Annotated in this window: 14 protein-coding genes; 1 reads left to right on the top strand and 13 read right to left on the bottom strand. The window is 61.5% G+C overall.

Translation table 11 applies throughout. The features are described from left to right. Positions 1–189: 189 nt before the first annotated feature. From HKK53_RS02890 to gabT, 6 genes are all read right to left on the bottom strand, one after another. On the bottom strand, positions 190–1533 hold the full coding sequence (locus HKK53_RS02890) for an OprD family porin (protein ID WP_169369295.1): 1344 nt from the start codon (positions 1531–1533) through the stop codon (positions 190–192). A gap of 66 nt (positions 1534–1599) precedes the next feature. Continuing rightward, entirely contained in the window at positions 1600–2805 is a 1206-nt protein-coding gene (locus HKK53_RS02885) for a DUF1624 domain-containing protein (protein ID WP_149661183.1), read from the bottom strand. Between the two features lie 27 nt (positions 2806–2832). After that, positions 2833–3603: a DUF4198 domain-containing protein gene (locus HKK53_RS02880; RefSeq protein WP_237150661.1), complete on the bottom strand. Its 771-nt coding sequence runs from the start codon at positions 3601–3603 to the stop codon at positions 2833–2835. A gap of 427 nt (positions 3604–4030) precedes the next feature. Next, on the bottom strand, positions 4031–4519 hold the full coding sequence (locus HKK53_RS02875) for an Lrp/AsnC family transcriptional regulator (RefSeq protein WP_008055821.1): 489 nt from the start codon (positions 4517–4519) through the stop codon (positions 4031–4033). Positions 4520–4564: 45 nt separating this feature from the next. Beyond that, on the bottom strand, positions 4565–5221 hold the full coding sequence (locus HKK53_RS02870; RefSeq protein ID WP_169369291.1) for a 2-haloalkanoic acid dehalogenase: 657 nt from the start codon (positions 5219–5221) through the stop codon (positions 4565–4567). Positions 5222–5316: 95 nt separating this feature from the next. After that, the gene (gene gabT, locus HKK53_RS02865; RefSeq protein ID WP_169369289.1) at positions 5317–6609 is read right to left on the bottom strand and encodes a 4-aminobutyrate--2-oxoglutarate transaminase; all 1293 of its coding nucleotides are present in this window, start codon (positions 6607–6609) and stop codon (positions 5317–5319) included. Positions 6610–6880: 271 nt separating this feature from the next. Here gabT and HKK53_RS02860 point away from each other — a divergent pair, with 271 nt between their 5' ends. Beyond that, positions 6881–7807 carry a 2-hydroxyacid dehydrogenase gene (locus HKK53_RS02860; RefSeq protein ID WP_169369287.1) on the top strand — a complete coding sequence of 309 codons (927 nt, stop codon included), beginning with the start codon at positions 6881–6883 and terminating at the stop codon, positions 7805–7807. A 140-nt stretch (positions 7808–7947) separates the two neighbouring features. Here HKK53_RS02860 and HKK53_RS02855 read toward each other — a convergent pair whose 3' ends face one another. The 7 genes from HKK53_RS02855 to HKK53_RS02825 all read right to left on the bottom strand — a co-directional run bounded on the left by HKK53_RS02855 (position 7948) and on the right by HKK53_RS02825 (position 16550). Then, a complete protein-coding gene (locus tag HKK53_RS02855; RefSeq protein ID WP_123508190.1) occupies positions 7948–9027 on the bottom strand; it encodes a tartrate dehydrogenase in 1080 nt (359 codons plus the stop codon). 27 nt (positions 9028–9054) lie between these two features. After that, positions 9055–10512 (bottom strand): NAD-dependent succinate-semialdehyde dehydrogenase, encoded by a 1458-nt coding sequence (locus HKK53_RS02850; RefSeq protein ID WP_169369285.1) that lies wholly within the window; start codon positions 10510–10512, stop codon positions 9055–9057. 228 nt (positions 10513–10740) lie between these two features. Beyond that, positions 10741–11898 carry an acetylornithine deacetylase gene (gene argE / locus HKK53_RS02845; RefSeq protein WP_169369282.1) on the bottom strand — a complete coding sequence of 386 codons (1158 nt, stop codon included), beginning with the start codon at positions 11896–11898 and terminating at the stop codon, positions 10741–10743. Further along, complete coding sequence (locus tag HKK53_RS02840; RefSeq protein WP_169369280.1) at positions 11895–13049, bottom strand: NAD(P)/FAD-dependent oxidoreductase; 1155 nt, start codon at positions 13047–13049, stop codon at positions 11895–11897. The genes argE and HKK53_RS02840 overlap by 4 nt, the downstream gene beginning before the upstream one ends. Then, positions 13046–14422, bottom strand: coding sequence for an FAD/NAD(P)-dependent oxidoreductase (locus HKK53_RS02835; protein ID WP_169369278.1), 1377 nt, complete (start codon positions 14420–14422; stop codon positions 13046–13048). Before HKK53_RS02835 ends, HKK53_RS02840 begins: the two co-directional genes overlap by 4 nt. Beyond that, a complete protein-coding gene (locus HKK53_RS02830; protein WP_169369277.1) occupies positions 14404–14712 on the bottom strand; it encodes a (2Fe-2S)-binding protein in 309 nt (102 codons plus the stop codon). The genes HKK53_RS02835 and HKK53_RS02830 overlap by 19 nt, the downstream gene beginning before the upstream one ends. Further along, positions 14709–16550, bottom strand: coding sequence for an ABC transporter ATP-binding protein (locus tag HKK53_RS02825; protein ID WP_169369275.1), 1842 nt, complete (start codon positions 16548–16550; stop codon positions 14709–14711). Before HKK53_RS02825 ends, HKK53_RS02830 begins: the two co-directional genes overlap by 4 nt.

The raw sequence follows: 16550 nt of genomic DNA, 5'->3' as shown, positions 1-16550 counted from the left end.
CAAACGCTGAGCTTCGAGAGTTGATTAAATCATTCTCTAACTCGTTGAAAACATTGAGCTTTTTCAGCCGTCAGTGCTTTCGATGGCGTGAATTATGTACTGATTTCCCGAGGCTGGCAACCCCTTGATTTCAAAAAAATTTCTGCCCGGCTGATCGCCCCCGGTTTCACGCTACGTCACGTTCGCAATTCAGAATTTCCCACCCAGCGGATACTCCACTGCCAGCCGAATCTGGTTGGCATCCAGCTCCGCCTGCGCCGCATTCCCCCGGTGCACCGCATGGCGCAAAGTGAACGCGAGGTTTTTCGCTGCGCCGGATTGCACCACGTATTTGGCCTGGAGATCACGTTCCCAGTGTTTGCCGCCCTGCCCGTAACCCAACCATTTGTAACCGCCGTTCGGGTCCATGTGGCTGCCATCGATCCCGCTGCCACGAACATACAGTGCGCCGAAGGTCAGGCCGGGGATGCCGTAGCCGGCCATGTTCAGGTCGTAGCGCGCCTGCCAGGACGCCTCCTGCGGGGCGTTGAAGTCGGACAGGGCCACGGCGTTGCTCAAGTAGATCGCGCCGCGGGTGACGTAGTCGTAGGGCGTGTCGCCGTCGACTTTCTGATAACCCAGGCCGAAGCTGTGGGCTCCGGCCTTATATGTCGTGAGAAAACTCCATGTCGTGTTGTCGATCCGGCCGGACAAGGCTTTGCCAGTGTCCTGGGTGCGATACAGATTGAGATCGAAGGTCAGGTCCTGACCTTCGGCCAAAGGTTGGGTGTAGACCGCGCCCAAATAGTGCTGGCGCCAGGTATCGGCGTAGACCGCACTGAACAGGCTGGCATTGAGCCCTTTGACAGTGGTGTTGCGCACGCCCACCAGGTCGAAGCTGTCGCCCTGCTTGCCGTTGGAGTAATTGACCACAAAGCCTTGGTCGTGGCTGGTGGCGTTGCGATCGGTGCTTTCGTTGAAGTGACCGCCATACAGCGTGGTCGCGGGCAGTTCGCGACTGGTCAGCAGCCAGCCGGTGGCGGTTTCCGGCAGCAGGCGGCTGTCGGAGGAGCCGAACACCGGGGTTTTCACCCGTTGCTCGCCGTAACGCAGTTCGGTGGAAGAAAAGCGCAGCTTGGCCACCGCGCCACCACGACTGAATTCATCCTTGGGATGGCCGTCGTTATCCACGCCGAGCAACCGCGCCTTGCCGGCCCGCCCGCCTCCGCTGTCCAGTTTCCAGCCGGAATAGACATGGGCGTCGACACCAAATCCTACGGTGCCACGGGTGTAGCCGGAGGTGAAATCGGCCATCAGGCCGTAGGCCCATTCCTCGGCGAGGTCGCTACGTTGGGCGCGGGGTTTGTAGGCATTGCGCGCGCCGTTGCTCAGCGCACCGTGTTCATAGTCGCGGCGGTCGTAGACGCTGCGGTTGAGCAGGCTCCACTGGCTGTCTTCGACAAAGCCTTTGGCGTTGTCTTGTTCCGAAGCCAGGGCGAGCAAGGACTGCCCGCCCAAGGCCAGTAGCAGGGTGTGTGTCGATAGGGTTTTCACAGGGCAACTCCACAGCATTCGGGGTCTGCAAGGTGTCCCGCCAACCGGGGGACACCATTGGGCAACTCAGAGGTATTTGAGGATCGCGATGTCGCGACGGCGCTGCTTGAGGCTGGCGAACCAGCGCGTCGGGAAGAACAGCAACACGCCGAGGATCACGCTCCACAGCCACACTGTGGGCAGGTTGTCGAAGCCGTAATACGCACCCTGATTGGCGCCCCAGATCGCGACGGCCACCAGGTACATGGCTTTGAGCACGTACAGGTGCAGCAAATAGAAAAACATCGGCGCCCCGCCGTAGATCGCCAGTGTCGCGGTGGACCAGCGATCCTGCAGCTTCTCGAACAACGCCAGCAGGAGCAGACCGAGACCAAGGGTTGGCATCAGGAACATCAGCGACGGCGGGTACTTCTTCGCGCTCATGAAGCTCATGAAGGTGCGCAACGAATCGCCGGTCTGCACCCACGGCTTCTCGCCGTAAACGTTCAGGTAACGGATGAACACAAAGGCCACCAGCAAGCCCGCGCCGAGCTTGACCAGGCGGGAAATCCGCTCCGCCGGTTCCATGTCCTTGCCGAACCACGGCCCGATGCCCCACCCCAGAAGAATCACGCCGATCCACGGCAGCACCGGATAGGTCGTGCGCGCCCGGGTGAACTCGGTGATGTCGATAAACACCTTCTGATGCAGGATCGACCACGGCACATAGAACGGCGATTCCGGCCCGACGACGACGTTATCGAACAGGTTATGCCCGGCGACGATGACCAGCCCCAGCACAATCAGCCAGCTGCGTTTGAAGTGCAGCAACCCGGCGAGCACGATCATGCAGATACCGATGCACCAGATCACCTGCAGCCACAGGGTCTTGGGCGGGAACTCGGCGTTCCAGGCGAAGCAGACAAAGGTGATCTCCAGAAACACCAGAAAGAACCCGCGCTTGAGCAGGAACACCGAGGTTTCGCTGGCGGTGTGTTTCTGGCTGTAGAGCCAGGCTGACAGGCCAGTGAGGAAGATGAACACCGGCGCGCAGATTTCGCTGAGCATGCGGGTGAAGTACAGGTCCGGCGTGACGCTCAAGGCGTCGATCGGGTCGGTGACCTGACGGTGCAGCAGAAAGGTTTCGCGCACGTGGTCGATCAGCATCAACAGCATGACAAAACCGCGCAGGGCATCGATCGCCAGCATCCGGGTGTTGGCTTTTACCGCGGGGGTGGCCAGCGCAGCGGAAACACTTCCCGCCTGCCCGGCCAATCCTGAAGATTGGGACATAGTGGTGACTCCTGTGGGGACGATGGATCAGGCCTGTTTCTTCAACCGGGCGACTTCGGAGGCCGGCAGCTGCGACGGTGCCCGCGGCAATGGCGGCTTGCCCTGGGCCCGATAGAACGACAGCGTCGAGCTGAAGCTCTTGAGGTCGTACGGCTTGGTCTTGCCTTGCGGACCGACCCGTTCACCCGGCGTTCGGTCCTTGTATTCGACCGCCACCACATACGTGCCCTGCCAGGGCAACTCGAAGCTGACTTTGCCCGTCGCATCGGTGCGCTGGGTGAAGACTTCACCGGAACCGGTTTCCAGCATAACGTCCTGATCCGCCAGCGGTTTTTGCGAATAGTACACTTGGAACTGCGCTTTGTTGCCGTCGACGAGGCCGGTGGGCACGATGTCCAGGGTCAGTTCCGGGGTTCGGGCGCGCAAATCGCCGACCCAACGGGTCGCCGGCGTCCAGTGGGCCTTCAGGGTTTTATCCGCTTCGTGCAGGTCGAAGATCGGATAATGCGGGTCCTGAGCCAACAGGGAGTCATCACTCTTGGCCTGATGCGCCACCGCAAACGCCTGGCGTTGCAAGGTCAGATTCAATGGTTTCGAATTGTTGCCAATCGACCAACCCTTGAGTTGCTGGAACCGGTCCATCCCGCCCGGTGTGACTTCCAGGATGTTCTTGTCATATTCGCCGTAGTACAACGCCAAGGGTTGCCCCGGTGGCTGTTCGTACCAGATCTGATGCGCTTCGCTGCTGCCCGCCAGCAGGAACGCGCCGTAACCCAACAGTGCTTTTGCGTTGCTCATTCGCATTTTTTTGGCTCCGATTGGTGTTATTCAGCGATTCGCTAACGCCGCCTCGAAATCAGCGACTCAACAAACCGCACCCCTCTCTCTGTACGCATTACAGCGCAGAGACTTTTGCGCTTTGTTGCGAATTCATGACTCAAGGGGTACCTGGACACTGTTTTGAGGGCTCGAAACAGCTATTTATGCGGCTTGCGCCAGGATGAGGCGGGTAGACGGGATCTAGCGGGGGAATGTCCAAACGCGGTGCATTGAAGAATTCGCAGCACGCACGCTCTGTAGCAGCTGGCGAAGCCTGCGTTCGGCTGCGAAGCAGTCGTAAAATCAGAAAATGCGGTCTTTCAGGCACACCGGCAAACCGTATTTGCGACTGCTTCGCAGCCGAACGCAACCGAACGCAGGCTGCTACAGGAGTGATGGGGGGGCTTCAGTGCCGCAACAACTTGCGCAACGGCACGCCGTCCTTGAGCACGGGGGATTTGATGACGATGTAACTGAAGTACTTCGAGATGCCAATATTCTTGTCCAGCAGGCTTTCGATCACTTCCTGGTAATGCTGAATGCTGCGGGTCATGAAGCGCACCAGGTAATCGTAGCCACCGCTGATCAAATGGCACTCGAGCACTTCATCCACCAGGCGGATGTTGGACTCGAACTTGGCGAAGTCTTCGCGCTTGTGGTCGCTGAGGGTGATCTCGGTGAAGACCGTCACCGAATCAGTGATTTTCGCCAGGTTCAGGTGCGCCTTGTAGCTGGAAATATACCCGGCCGATTCCAGCCGCTTGACCCGTTGCAGGCAGGGGCTGGCTGATAATCCCACGGCATCGGCGAGGCTGACGTTGGTCATGCGCCCGTCCTTTTGCAGCTCAACCAAAATGCTGATGTCGATCCGGTCCAGTTTGACTAAACCTTCCATTACGTACCTCTTGACTGCCGTTTGTAAGACAATCTTCTAGCAAAATCAGCGCCGTAAAGACAGCTGATGCTGAGCCACCAGATCCGCCATGCTGTTGATGCAGTAATCCGCCGCGCACGGTGTCGGGGGTTTGACCCGGCCGCGGCAGATCAGGCACACATCGCGACTCGCCTGACCACTGGCGGAAGGCCGGGTCACTTGCAGGATGTCGCCGGGCTTGAACCCGTTGTCCTGCAGCCATTGCGTGTCTTGCAAAGGGTCACTGGCCAGGGAGATAAAGTCATCGGGCATGATCCCCAGGCGCTCGCAGAGCAACCCGCGATCCTCGGCATCCCGATCACCCTGCACCAGCAGGCGATAGAACTTGCGCAGGTACAACATCGCTCCCGGCGCGTCCTCGAACAGCGACCATCCAGCCACCGAACGGGCGAAGCTCATGCCCTCCTCCCAACTGGCTTTCAGACCCCAGCGCTCGGCCAACTGGCGATGGGCGAAACACAGCAGTCCACTGAAGCCTAGCTCACCGAAGCGCGGGTACAGCGCACGCACCACTTCGCCGTACTCGGCCAGCACCTGTTCCTTGTCCGGGTGCCCGCCCCGGTTGTCGAGCAACGGTTGCAACGCCGCCCAGACGCCCGAGTCGCGGTCGACCAGGACTGCATCGCAATCGATGAGCAGCGCTCGGTAATCAGTCAGCCCCATGGTGTGCAAAGCCTCCAATGATGCATTCCATCCATCCATGCTCCATAAAGGCTCACGGGCACTGCCTTGCAGCAGCGCCCCGAGCCGGCTGGAGCTCAGTTCAAGACCCGTGCCAAAGCCGCTTCGAGAATCTGCAGCGCTTCATCGACCTGTGCTTCGGTGGTCACCAACGGCGCGAGGAAGCGCAGCACGTTGCGGTACACGCCGCACTTGATCACCAGCAAACCACCCTTGCGCGCTTCATCGATCAGCCGCTGGTTCAGGTCCGCGTCCGGGGTGCGGGCCTCGTCGTTCTTGATCAGCTCGATGGCGAGCATGAACCCGGTACCGCGCACGTCGCCGATTTGCGGGTGACGGGTTTGCAAGCGCAGCAGTCCTTGACGCAGGCGCTCGCCCAACGCTTCGCCGCGCGCCAGCAGTTGTTCTTCTTCAAAGGCATCGATTACCGCCAGTGCCGCCGCGCAAGACAAGGCGTTGCCGCCATAGGTGCCACCGAGGCCGCCGGGCAACGGCGCGTCCATGATCGCGGCTTTGCCGACCACACCCGACAGCGGCAAGCCACCGGCCAGGCTCTTGGCGACGGTTACCAGGTCAGGCTGGATGCCGGCGTGCTGGAAACCGAACCACGTGCCGGTACGGCCGAAACCGGTCTGGATTTCATCGAGGATCAGCACGATGCCGTGTTTTTCGGTCAGCGCCCGCAGCCCCTTGAGGAACTCCACAGGCGCCGAAAGGAAACCGCCGTCCCCCTGCACCGGCTCGATGATGATCGCGGCGACCCGCTCTGGCGCAACCTGAGTGGCGAGCAGTTCGTCCAGTGCCTTGAGCGCCATGTCGCTGGTGACCCCGCGATAAGCATTCGGATACGGCGTGTGAAACACCTCCGGTGCGAACGGCCCGAAGTTCTGTTTGTACGGCTGGCTCATGCCGGTCAGTGTGGTGCCGAGCAAGGTCCGTCCGTGGAAGCCGCCGCGGAAAGCGATCACCGCCGAACGATTGGTGTGCGCCCGGGCGATCTTCACCGCGTTTTCCACAGCCTCGGCGCCGGAAGTGAAGAACGCCGCTTTATAGGGGTCTTTACCACCGATCATTTCGCACAGGCGCTGGGCCAGATCCAGATAAGGTTGATAGGCGACTACCTGGAAGCAGGCATGGGAGACCTTTTGCAGTTGCGCCTGCACCGCCGCGACCACTTTGGGGTGGTTGTGGCCGATGTTCAGCACACCGATGCCGCCGACGAAATCCAGGTAACGCTTGCCGTCCACGTCCCACAATTCGGCGCCTTGGGCGCGATCGATCACCAACGGGTGAGCGGTAACCAGGCCACGCGGCACGAATTGATCGCGCTGACGGAGCAAAAGAGGGGTGTCGTCGACTTTGCTATTCATGGCATTTCCCATCGTGAGTCCGGCAACCGGAAGGTGGTTGCGATGGTGTTCAGGTTAAGGCTTGGGCGAAACGAACTACGCCGAACTTGGCCCCTGAGAAATTCGGATCGACTGTTTTCACCCTGCCAAACGGCAGATTCCTTTTGCCCGCCGAATCTGCCGCCACTTCGCCGATACAACATGGCGCAAGCCGTTTAACCCGGCCCTTTCGACAGATCCTGCGCTGGCGTTGGGCGATGATGAGAGCACCTTCATTTATCAGGAATTGCCCATGGCCCTGCTTTATAAAGCTGACCCTGTGCGCGGCGAACAGTGGCAAGCGCTGTTCGCCGAACACGCCCCCGATATCGAATGGCGCGCCTGGCCGGACATTGGCGATCCGTCGCAGATTGAATATCTGGCGGCGTGGCAGGCGCCCGACGATCTGGAGGCTTTGCTGCCGAATCTGAAAGTGCTGTTTGCGCTGTCCGCCGGGGTTGATCAACTGGATCTCAGCCGTTTGCCTGAAAGTTTGCCGGTGGTGCGTTTGCTCGATCCGGGCATCACCCGCGGCATGTGCGAATACGCCAGTTTTGCCGTGCTGAGCCTGCATCGCGACATGCTGCGTTATCGGCAGCAGCAGATGGCGCGGTGTTGGCAGGCACATCTGCTGCAACCGGCGAGCAAGCGTCGAGTGGGTGTGATGGGACTGGGTGCGCAGGCGCAGCAGATTCTGGCGACATTGCAACCGTTGGGGTTTGCGTTGAAGGGTTGGGCGCGCAGTGCGCATCAGGTGCCTGGCGTGGATTGCTTTGCCGGTCGGGAGCAACTGCCGGCGTTTCTCAGCCAGTGCGATATTTTGTTGTGCGTGTTGCCGCTGACTGAACAGACCCAGGGGATTCTTGATCGGGAGCTGTTTCGCCAACTGCCACAGGGTGCGGCGCTGATTAACATGGGTCGTGGCGGGCATCTGGTGGAGAGTGATCTGCTGGAGGCGCTGGAGAGCGGGCAACTCAGTGGCGCGGTGCTGGATGTGCTGCAGGAAGAACCGGCACCGGCGGATCATCCGTTTTGGGGACATCCGCAGATTCTGCTGACACCGCATATTGCCGCGATGACTCAGCCGGAGAGTGCGTTTGGGGTGTTGTTGGAGAATATTCGGCGGTTTGGGCGGGGGGAGCCGATGGTGGGCCAGATCGACCGCACTCAGGGCTACTGAACATACCTCGCGCCTACAGGTAGATCGTTCCCACGCTCCGCGTGGGAATGCCTCTTCGGACGCTCCGCGTTCGGCTCTTGATGGGAAGCTGAGCGTCCCAGGCTGCATTCCCACGCGGAGCGTGGGAACGATCATTCGCTCTAGAGAATGTCCGCGATGGCTTTACCAACATCCTGCGTCGAGCCCTTCCCGCCCAGATCCGGCGTGATCGGCCCGTCCGCAATCACCCGCTCAATCGCCTGCAAAATCCCGTCATGCGCTGCGCGATAGCGCTCGTCGCCATTGCCCAGGAAGTCGAGCATCAACGCCCCGGACCAGATCATCGCAATCGGATTGGCGATGTTCTGCCCGTAAATATCCGGCGCCGAGCCATGTACGGGCTCAAACAACGAAGGAAAGCGCCGCTCCGGATCAAGGTTGGCCGAAGGCGCAATGCCAATGGTCCCGGCACACGCCGGCCCGAGGTCGGAGAGGATGTCGCCAAACAGGTTCGACGCCACCACCACATCAAACCGATCGGGTTGCAGCACAAAGCGCGCGCACAGAATGTCGATGTGCTGCTTGTCCCAGGTGATCTCCGGGTACTTCGCCGCCATCAATGCCGTGCGTTCGTCCCAGTACGGCATGCTGATGGAGATCCCGTTGGACTTGGTCGCCGCCGTCAGGCGTTTGCGCGGGCGGGTCTGGGCCAGTTCGAAGGCGAACTTGAGAATCCGGTCGACGCCACGGCGGGTGAACACCGATTCTTGCAGCACAAACTCATGCTCGGTGCCTTCGAACATCTTGCCGCCGACCGAGGAGTACTCGCCCTCGGTGTTCTCGCGAATCACCACGAAATCGATGTCCCCCGGTTTGCGTCCGGCCAACGGGCACGGCACACCCGGAAACAGCCGCACCGGGCGGATGTTCACGTACTGGTCGAAGTCGCGGCGAAACTTCAGCAGCGAACCCCACAGGGAAATGTGGTCCGGCACCTTGTCCGGCCAGCCCACGGCGCCGAAGTAGATCGCATCAAAACCCTTGAGCTGTTCGAACCAGTCGTCGGGCATCATCTGCCCGTGTTCCAGGTAGTAATCGCAGTGCGCCCAGTCGAGCACTTCGATGCTCAAATCGAGCTGCCATTTCTTCGCCGCCTGCTCCAGCACGCGCAAGCCTTCCGGCAGCACCTCCTTGCCGATGCCATCGCCGGCAATCGCGGCGATTCTGAATGTCTTGCTCATCAATCGTGCCTCCCCAGTGTCTGTGAATTACAGCCCGCCAATGTGGAAGGCTTTGACTTCAAGGTATTCGTCGAGGCCGTACTTGCTGCCTTCGCGGCCCAGGCCCGATTGCTTGATGCCACCGAACGGCGCGACTTCCATGGAAATGATCCCGGTGTTGAGGCCGACCATGCCGAACTCCAATGCCTCGCCAAAACGCCATGAACGGCGCAGATCCTGAGTGAAATAGTAGGCGCCCAAGCCATAAGGCGTGGCATTGGCCAGCGCGAGGGCTTCGGCTTCATCGGTAAAACGCATCAGTGGCGCGACCGGGCCGAAAGTTTCTTCGTTGGCCAACAGCATGCCGGCGTGGGTATCGCCGAGGACCGTGGGCTGCACGAACTGGTTGTCGCCTTCGGGAATGCCGCCGCAAAGCAGTGTCGCGCCCTGGCTCAGGGCATCGTCGATGTGCCGGGCGACTTTGCTCACCGCAGCGGGGTTGATCAGCGGGCCAATGGTAATGTCGGCGTCGAGGCCGTTGCCGACCTTGAGTTTGCCGACCTCCTCCACCAGCCGTTGGGCGAAGCGTTCATAGATGCCGTCCTGCACCAGAATGCGGTTGGCGCAGACGCAGGTCTGGCCGGCGTTGCGAAACTTGCTGAGCATGATCCCGGCCACGGCCTGCTCCAGGTCCGCGTCGTCGAACACAATAAACGGCGCATTACCGCCCAGTTCCAGGCTCAAGCGCTTGATGTGCTCGGCGCTTTGGCGCATCAACAAGCGGCCCACGGCGGTGGAACCGGTGAAGGAAATCTTGCGCACCGTCGGGTTGCCGGTCAGCTCTTCACCGATGCCGGCGGGCATGCCGGTTACCACGTTGAAGACTCCGGCCGGAATGCCGACCCGTTCAGCCAGTACCGCCAACGCGAGGGCCGACAGCGGCGTCAGGTCAGAGGGTTTGACGATGATCGGGCAACCCGCCGCCAATGCCGGCGCGCATTTGCGGGTGATCATTGCGTTGGGGAAATTCCACGGGGTGATCGCGGCGCAGACACCCACTGGTTGTTTGAGCGTCAGCAATCGGCGGTCGCCGCTGGGGGCCGGCATGGTTTCGCCGTAGACCCGCCGGGCTTCCTCGGCGAACCATTTGACGAAACCGGCGCCGTAGCGGATTTCGCCCTTGGCTTCGTTCAGCGGTTTGCCCTGTTCGCAGGTCATGATCAGTGCCAGGTCGTCAAGGTTGTCGATCATGGCCTGATACCAACGCTCCAGCAGCGCCGCTCGTTCCGCCGCCGGACGTGCGCGCCAGGCTGGCCAGGCTTTATCGGCAGCCTCAATGGCACGCCGGGTTTCCGTGCCTTGCATGGCGGGGACGCGGGCGAGTAACTGGCCGCTGGCCGGGTCGATGACGTCCAGGGTCGCGGCGCTGTCAGCGCCGATCCACTGCCCGTCCACATACGCGAGTTCTGCCAGAAGGCTGGGGTCTTTCAAACGATTCTTGAGCATGGTCGAGTCCTGATCCGAGACATGCTCAAGTCTAGGGAGGTGTGGCGGATGAGGATGCTGAAAGCGATTTGAGGACAGTGTCGGATGCTGAAATTGGCGGTGGAACGGCAGATGATCGTTCCCACACTCTGCGTGGGAATGCAGCCAGGGACGCTCCGCGTCCCATTCAGAGCCGAACGCGGAGCGTCCGTTGAGGCATTCCCACGCGGAGCGTGGGAACGATCATCTCTACAACTTCAGGGAACCGAGCAAACCTTCAAGAAACCGCTCCCCGGCCTCCATCTGGCTGATCTCGATAAACTCGTCCGGCTTGTGCGCCTGTTCAATCGAGCCCGGGCCGCAAACGACCACCGGCACATCCAGACGCTGCTTGAACAACCCGCCCTCGGTGCCGAACGAGACCTTGGCCGTGCCGGTATCCGGCGCGGCGAAGTTCTTCAGAAAGCGCACCGCTTCAACACTCGGATGCGTATCGAGGCCGGGGTAAACGTTGATGGTTTCAATCTCGATCGCCGCCACGCTCGACAACAACCGCGCCTCGCGCACGATCAGTTCGGCGCGTTCCTGCATCTGCTCCAGGAACTGATCCAGATTGTCCGCCGGCAGGTTGCGCACTTCGAAATCCAGGGTGCAGAGGTTCGGCACAATATTCAGTGCGCGGCCGCCGCCAATCTGCCCGACGTGCACGGTGCTGTAAGGCACGTCGTAGTCGGCATCCTGGGCGCCCTGCTCTTGCAGTTGCTGCTGGCTCTGCCGCAGCGCGGCGATGAAGTCACACGCGACGTGAATCGCATTGACCGAACGCGGTGCCAACGAAGAATGCGCCTCCAGCCCCCGGCAGTAGGTGCGATAGGAGCCCTTGCCTTTGTGCCCCAACACAAACTGCATGTTGGTCGGCTCACCGATCAGGCACAAAAACGGCCGCACTGGCGTCAGGTGCAATACGTCGAGCAAGCGGCGCACGCCGACACAACCGGTTTCTTCGTCATGGGACAACGCCAATTGCAACGGTCGACTCAGGGAGTGGTCAGCGGCGTCGAGCATGGCGTCAATGGCCAGGGCGATGAAGCCCTTCATGTCGCAACTGCCGCGCCCGTAGATCTTGCCATCCTGCACCGTCGCCTGGAACGGCGGCACGGTCCAGGCCTGCCCCGCCGCCGGCACCACGTCGGTGTGGCCGGACAGCAGAATTCCCGGCAGCTCTTTCGGGCCGGTGCTGGCGAACAGGTTGGCTTTCTTGCCGGTTTCATCCTTGACGATCAGCGACTCGATGCCCTTGCTCAGCAGCAGGTCGCGCACGTAGTCGATCAGGGCCATGTTCGACTCCGAAGAGACGGTGTCGAAGGCCATCAGGCGTTTGAGAATGTCCAGTACACGGGGTTTCATGAGGCCTTGCTCCGTTGCTCGGCTAAATGGGCGAACCGGCGAATGGAGAACGGCTCAATCGAAGTGCTGGTGCTGCCGGTGCTGATCAGTTCGGCCATCACATCGCCGACACCAGGGCCGAGCTGGAAGCCATGACCGCAGAAGCCGAACGCATAGAACAAGCCATCGACCGTACCGCTTGGCCCCATGATCGGCAAGGAATCCGGCAGATAACCTTCGATGCCACTCCACACGCGGATGATGTTGAGGTTGCCGACACCCGGCAGCAGACGGCGCATTTGATCCATCTGATTAAGGATGCTGCGCGGCTCGACATAGGCCCGGCGATTGAGCATGTCCGGTTTACTGCGATAGCCACCGCCGATGACGATGTTGCCTCGGGGGATCTGGCGGAAGTAGATCACTTCTTCGGGAATCTTGGTGTAGACGCCGATTACCGTGGGCAAGGCGTAGGGCACGGGTTCGGTCACGGCCATTTGCGGGCCGTGGGTGTCCAGGGGCACCGGTTCGCCGAATTGTTGGGACAGCTTCTGCCCCCAGGCTCCAGCGGTAATCAATAGTTGTGCGGCGCTGAACTGGCGACCGTCGGTGGTGGTGACGCTGAACTCGCCACCGACCTTCTGCACTTCGGCGACTTCGGTCTGTTCTTCGATCTGCGCGCCGATACGCCGGGCCGCGCGGGCAAATGCCGGGGCGGCCAGACGCGGGTTGGCGTGGCCATCGTGAGGCGCGTAAGAGCCGCCCTTCACATCCGGCCCAAGGAATGGGAAACGCTCATGCAGCTCGGCACCGCGATAAATCTTCAGGTCCAGTTGCGCGGCTTCGGGTGCCGCGGCATAGGCCTCAAGCTCAGCAATTTCGTCCTCGCGATAACACACACGCATATGCCCGCTGGCGATGAATTCCAGATCATCGTCGATCAACTCCGGCAAGCGTTTCCACAACGCCCAGGAGCGATTCGCCAGTTCCAGTTGCCCGAGATAACGCCCCTGACGCCGGACGTTGCCGAAGTTCACGCCGCTGGCGTACTGACCGATCTGGTCACGCTCCAGCAGGATCACCGACTGCCCGCGCTTGCGCAGGAAAAACGCCGCCGCCGAGCCCATCAGGCCGCCGCCGACAATCAGCACATCGGCTTTCTGTACGGTCATGGCGACACCTCCTCGGTGAGCATCGAAAGCGGTTTGACCGGCGCCTGTCCGCGTTGGCGGCCAACCTGTTGCACGCTGACGCCCGCCGCTGCGGCGATCACCTCAGCGCCAGCCTGGGAGCAATAACGCCCCTGACAGCGACCCATGCCAACCCGGCTGAAGGCCTTGGCCCGGTTGACTTCGCAGGCGCCCTTTTCGCTGACGACCGCACGTAATTCACCGGCGCTGATCATCTCGCAGCGGCACACGATGGCGGTATCGGGCAAGGCTTTGGCTTGTTCGGCAGGCCAAGGGAACGCCTGGGCCAGGCCGAGGCGAAACTGGTCCATGACCGCCAATGCTTGACGTGTTTCGTCGCGCAATCCGGCGTTCACTGGTTTCTGCAGGTCTTCCAGCAGCGCCATGGCCACCAGGCGACCGGCGTGTTCGGCGGCGTCCGCGCCGCGAATCTTCGAGCCATCACCGGCGGCATACACGCCGCTGACTGAAGTCCGGCCTTCCTCATCCACCGCCAGCCACCATTGGCCGGACGCCTCGTCGAAGCGCATGCGGCAACCGGCCAGATCCGCCAATTGGGTTTCCGGGCGCAGGTGATAACCCAGGGCCACGGCATCGCAATCCACATTTATAGTCTCGCCACGCGCCGTCAATGCCCGCACACCACTGACACCGTTGGCCGCGTCTCCCTTCACTTGCAGCGGTTTAATGCCGAGGTGCACCGGGATCTTCGCCCGATACAACTGCGCCAACAGTTTCATTCCGGTGAACAGCAATCCGGGTCGCGCCAGCAATTTAGGCAAGGCACCGATGCGCTTGCTGAACGGCGAGGTGTCGAGCACCGCCGCCACCTTCGCGCCCGCCTTCACGTATTGACTGGCGACCAGATACAACAACGGCCCGCTGCCCATAAACACGACGCTGTGACCAATGGAAACCGCCTGGGACTTGAGCGCAATCTGCGCCCCGCCGAGGCTGTAGGTCCCCGCCAGTTGCCAGCCTTCAATCGGCATCAAGCGGTCGGTGGCGCCGGTGCAGAGGATCAGCGCGTCGTAATCCACCGTCGTGTGCTTGCCTTGTGTGACACAGCACAACTGTCCCGGCGTCAGGTTCCACACCAGGGTGTCGGGGCGGTAATCAATCGAGCCGCGCAAGCGATCGAAACTCAGGTGCAGGTCTTTAGCCTTGGCGGCTTCGGTTCCATAAAGCGTGGCGTAATTACGGGTAAACCCTTCCGGCTGCCGCCGATAGATCTGCCCGCCATCCCGGCGATTTTCATCGATCAGAATCGGTTTGAAACCCGCCGCCAGCAACGTCTCGGCACAGCGAATACCCGCCGGCCCGGCGCCGACAATAACTATCCGTGCAGTGGCCATGTCGCCTCCGGTTGTGTGGTGACGATGTCCAGCCCTTCACGGACTTCATTGGAACAGGCACGCAGACGCTCGCCGCTGCGGGTCCAGACCCAGCAATCCTGGCAGGCACCCATCAGGCAGAAACCAGCGCGACGGCCCGAATCGAATTCCGACTGGCGCAACGCGTTGCCCTGAGTCAGCAACGCCACCATCAAGGTGTCGCCCTGCAACGCCTCGATGGCCGTGCCGTCCACCTGCAAACTGACGGTCGGCCGGCCCTGCTCGGCCAGCCTCACAAAACGCCCCTTCATGCATAGGCTCCCTGGGTCATGGTGATCAGATCCTGCTGGGTTTTCAGCAACTCGGCGCTGTCGTGGTGGCAGAGGATTTCACTGCCGCCGTCGATGATCCGGCGGCTCGGCGCGGTGCGATTGCACAAGCCATCGACCCGCACCGGACAGCGACTGAGAAAAGTACAGAGTTCCGGCACGTTCGCTTTGGGACCAATCGGCGGTAGCTCACCGCAGGTGGTGCCGCAGTTTTCCAACCAGCCTTGGCGCAACTCCGGCACCGAATGGATCAACAGGTCGGTGTACGGATGGAACGGTGCCTGGGCAAACGACTGCCGAGTGCCGGCCTGGATCTTGTGGCCGCTGTACATCACCACAATGTCATCGCACAGCGCCCGAACGGTGGAGATGTCGTGGCTGATAAACAGGTAGGAAACCCCCAGTTCCTGGCGCAGGTCGCGCAGCAATTCGAGAATCGCCGCACCGACCACCGTGTCCAGCGCCGAGGTCACTTCATCGCAGAGGATAAGATCCGGTTTGGCCGCCAAGGCACGGGCCAGGTTGACCCGTTGTTTTTGCCCGCCGGACAGTTCATTCGGGCGTCGTTCGGCCATGGTCCGCGGCAGGCGCACCAGGTCCAGCAACTCGCCGATACGCTCTCGCAACGCCGCGCCCTTGAGGCCGAAATACATCTTTAGTGGCCGGCTGAGAATGGTGCTGACGCTGTGCATCGGGTTCAGTGCCGTGTCGGCATTCTGGAACACCATCTGGATGCGGCGGAACTGTTCGTCGGTGCGCTCCGAGAGGCTGCCGCCCAAGGGTTGACCGTCGAAGGTCAGCCCGCCCAACGCCGGGGTCAGCAACCCCGCCACCACCCGCGCCAAGGTCGATTTTCCGGAACCCGACTCACCGATCACGCCGATGGCCTGGCCCCGGCGCACGGTCAGGTCGATGTCCTCCAGCACGCGGATCGCCGGCATGCCTTGCATGTTCTTGTTGCCGTAACCGGCCGTCAGGCCCTGGATCGTCAGCAACGGCGTCTCTTCCGCCACGCCGCACGGAGGGCGAATGGTCGTGTCGGGCCGCGCCGCTGCCAACAGGCTTCGGGTGTATTCGTGGGCCGGACCTTTGAGCAGCGGCGCGGTGGCGCTCTGTTCAAAGATCTGGCCACCATTGAGCACGACGATTTGATCGGCCATTTGTGCGACGACCGCCAAGTCGTGGGACACGTAGACCGCCGTCGCCCCACGTTCACGGACCACGCGTTTGAAGGCTCTCAACACATCAATCTGAGTAGTCACGTCGAGGGCAGTAGTCGGTTCGTCGAGCACCACCAGCAACGGATCGCTGATCAGCGCCATGGCCGCCATCACCCGTTGCAGTTGCCCGCCCGAGACCTGATGCGGGTAGCGCTGGCCAATGCGATCGGGATCCGGCAATGCCAGGTCGCGGAACAGTTCGATGGCTTTGGCTTCAAGCACCGCACGGCTGCCGAGGCCATGAATCAATGCGCCCTCCACCACTTGGTCGATCAACTTCTTCGCCGGGTTGAACGCCGCCGCCGCGCTTTGCGCGATGTACGACACCCGGTTGCCGCGCAGGCCCTGCAATTCCTTTTCGCTAAGTGCGAGCATGTCGTGCTCGCCGACCTGCACCACCCCGCCGGACAACCGGCAACCGCGCCGCGCATAACCCAGCAGCGCCAGGGCGATGGTGGTCTTGCCAGAGCCCGACTCACCGATCAACGCCAGCACTTCACCTTTTTCCAGGGCGAAGCTCACGCCCTTGACGATTTCCACCTCGCCGCGCTCGCCACAGGCGACCACGCGCAGGTCTTCGACTCGAATCAATTCACTCAT

The sequence above is a fragment of the Pseudomonas sp. ADAK7 genome, from assembly GCF_012935675.1.
In the GTDB taxonomy this organism is placed as follows: domain Bacteria; phylum Pseudomonadota; class Gammaproteobacteria; order Pseudomonadales; family Pseudomonadaceae; genus Aquipseudomonas.
Note: the sequence above shows the minus strand (reverse complement) of the source record. Positions and strands in the feature narration are given on the sequence as shown.

What these genes read in the sequence shown, in the direction of transcription:
- HKK53_RS02885 (WP_149661183.1), bottom strand. Translation starts at nt 2,805, where the DNA reads ATGTCCCAATCTTCAGGATTGGCCGGGCAGGCGGGAAGTGTTTCCGCT.
- HKK53_RS02880 (WP_237150661.1), bottom strand. Translation starts at nt 3,603, where the DNA reads ATGAGCAACGCAAAAGCACTGTTGGGTTACGGCGCGTTCCTGCTGGCG.
- HKK53_RS02875 (WP_008055821.1), bottom strand. Translation starts at nt 4,519, where the DNA reads ATGGAAGGTTTAGTCAAACTGGACCGGATCGACATCAGCATTTTGGTT.
- HKK53_RS02870 (WP_169369291.1), bottom strand. Translation starts at nt 5,221, where the DNA reads ATGGGGCTGACTGATTACCGAGCGCTGCTCATCGATTGCGATGCAGTC.
- gabT (WP_169369289.1), bottom strand. Translation starts at nt 6,609, where the DNA reads ATGAATAGCAAAGTCGACGACACCCCTCTTTTGCTCCGTCAGCGCGAT.
- HKK53_RS02860 (WP_169369287.1), top strand. Translation starts at nt 6,881, where the DNA reads ATGGCCCTGCTTTATAAAGCTGACCCTGTGCGCGGCGAACAGTGGCAA.
- HKK53_RS02855 (WP_123508190.1), bottom strand. Translation starts at nt 9,027, where the DNA reads ATGAGCAAGACATTCAGAATCGCCGCGATTGCCGGCGATGGCATCGGC.
- HKK53_RS02850 (WP_169369285.1), bottom strand. Translation starts at nt 10,512, where the DNA reads ATGCTCAAGAATCGTTTGAAAGACCCCAGCCTTCTGGCAGAACTCGCG.
- argE (WP_169369282.1), bottom strand. Translation starts at nt 11,898, where the DNA reads ATGAAACCCCGTGTACTGGACATTCTCAAACGCCTGATGGCCTTCGAC.
- HKK53_RS02840 (WP_169369280.1), bottom strand. Translation starts at nt 13,049, where the DNA reads ATGACCGTACAGAAAGCCGATGTGCTGATTGTCGGCGGCGGCCTGATG.
- HKK53_RS02835 (WP_169369278.1), bottom strand. Translation starts at nt 14,422, where the DNA reads ATGGCCACTGCACGGATAGTTATTGTCGGCGCCGGGCCGGCGGGTATT.
- HKK53_RS02830 (WP_169369277.1), bottom strand. Translation starts at nt 14,712, where the DNA reads ATGAAGGGGCGTTTTGTGAGGCTGGCCGAGCAGGGCCGGCCGACCGTC.
- HKK53_RS02825 (WP_169369275.1), bottom strand. Translation starts at nt 16,550, where the DNA reads ATGAGTGAATTGATTCGAGTCGAAGACCTGCGCGTGGTCGCCTGTGGC.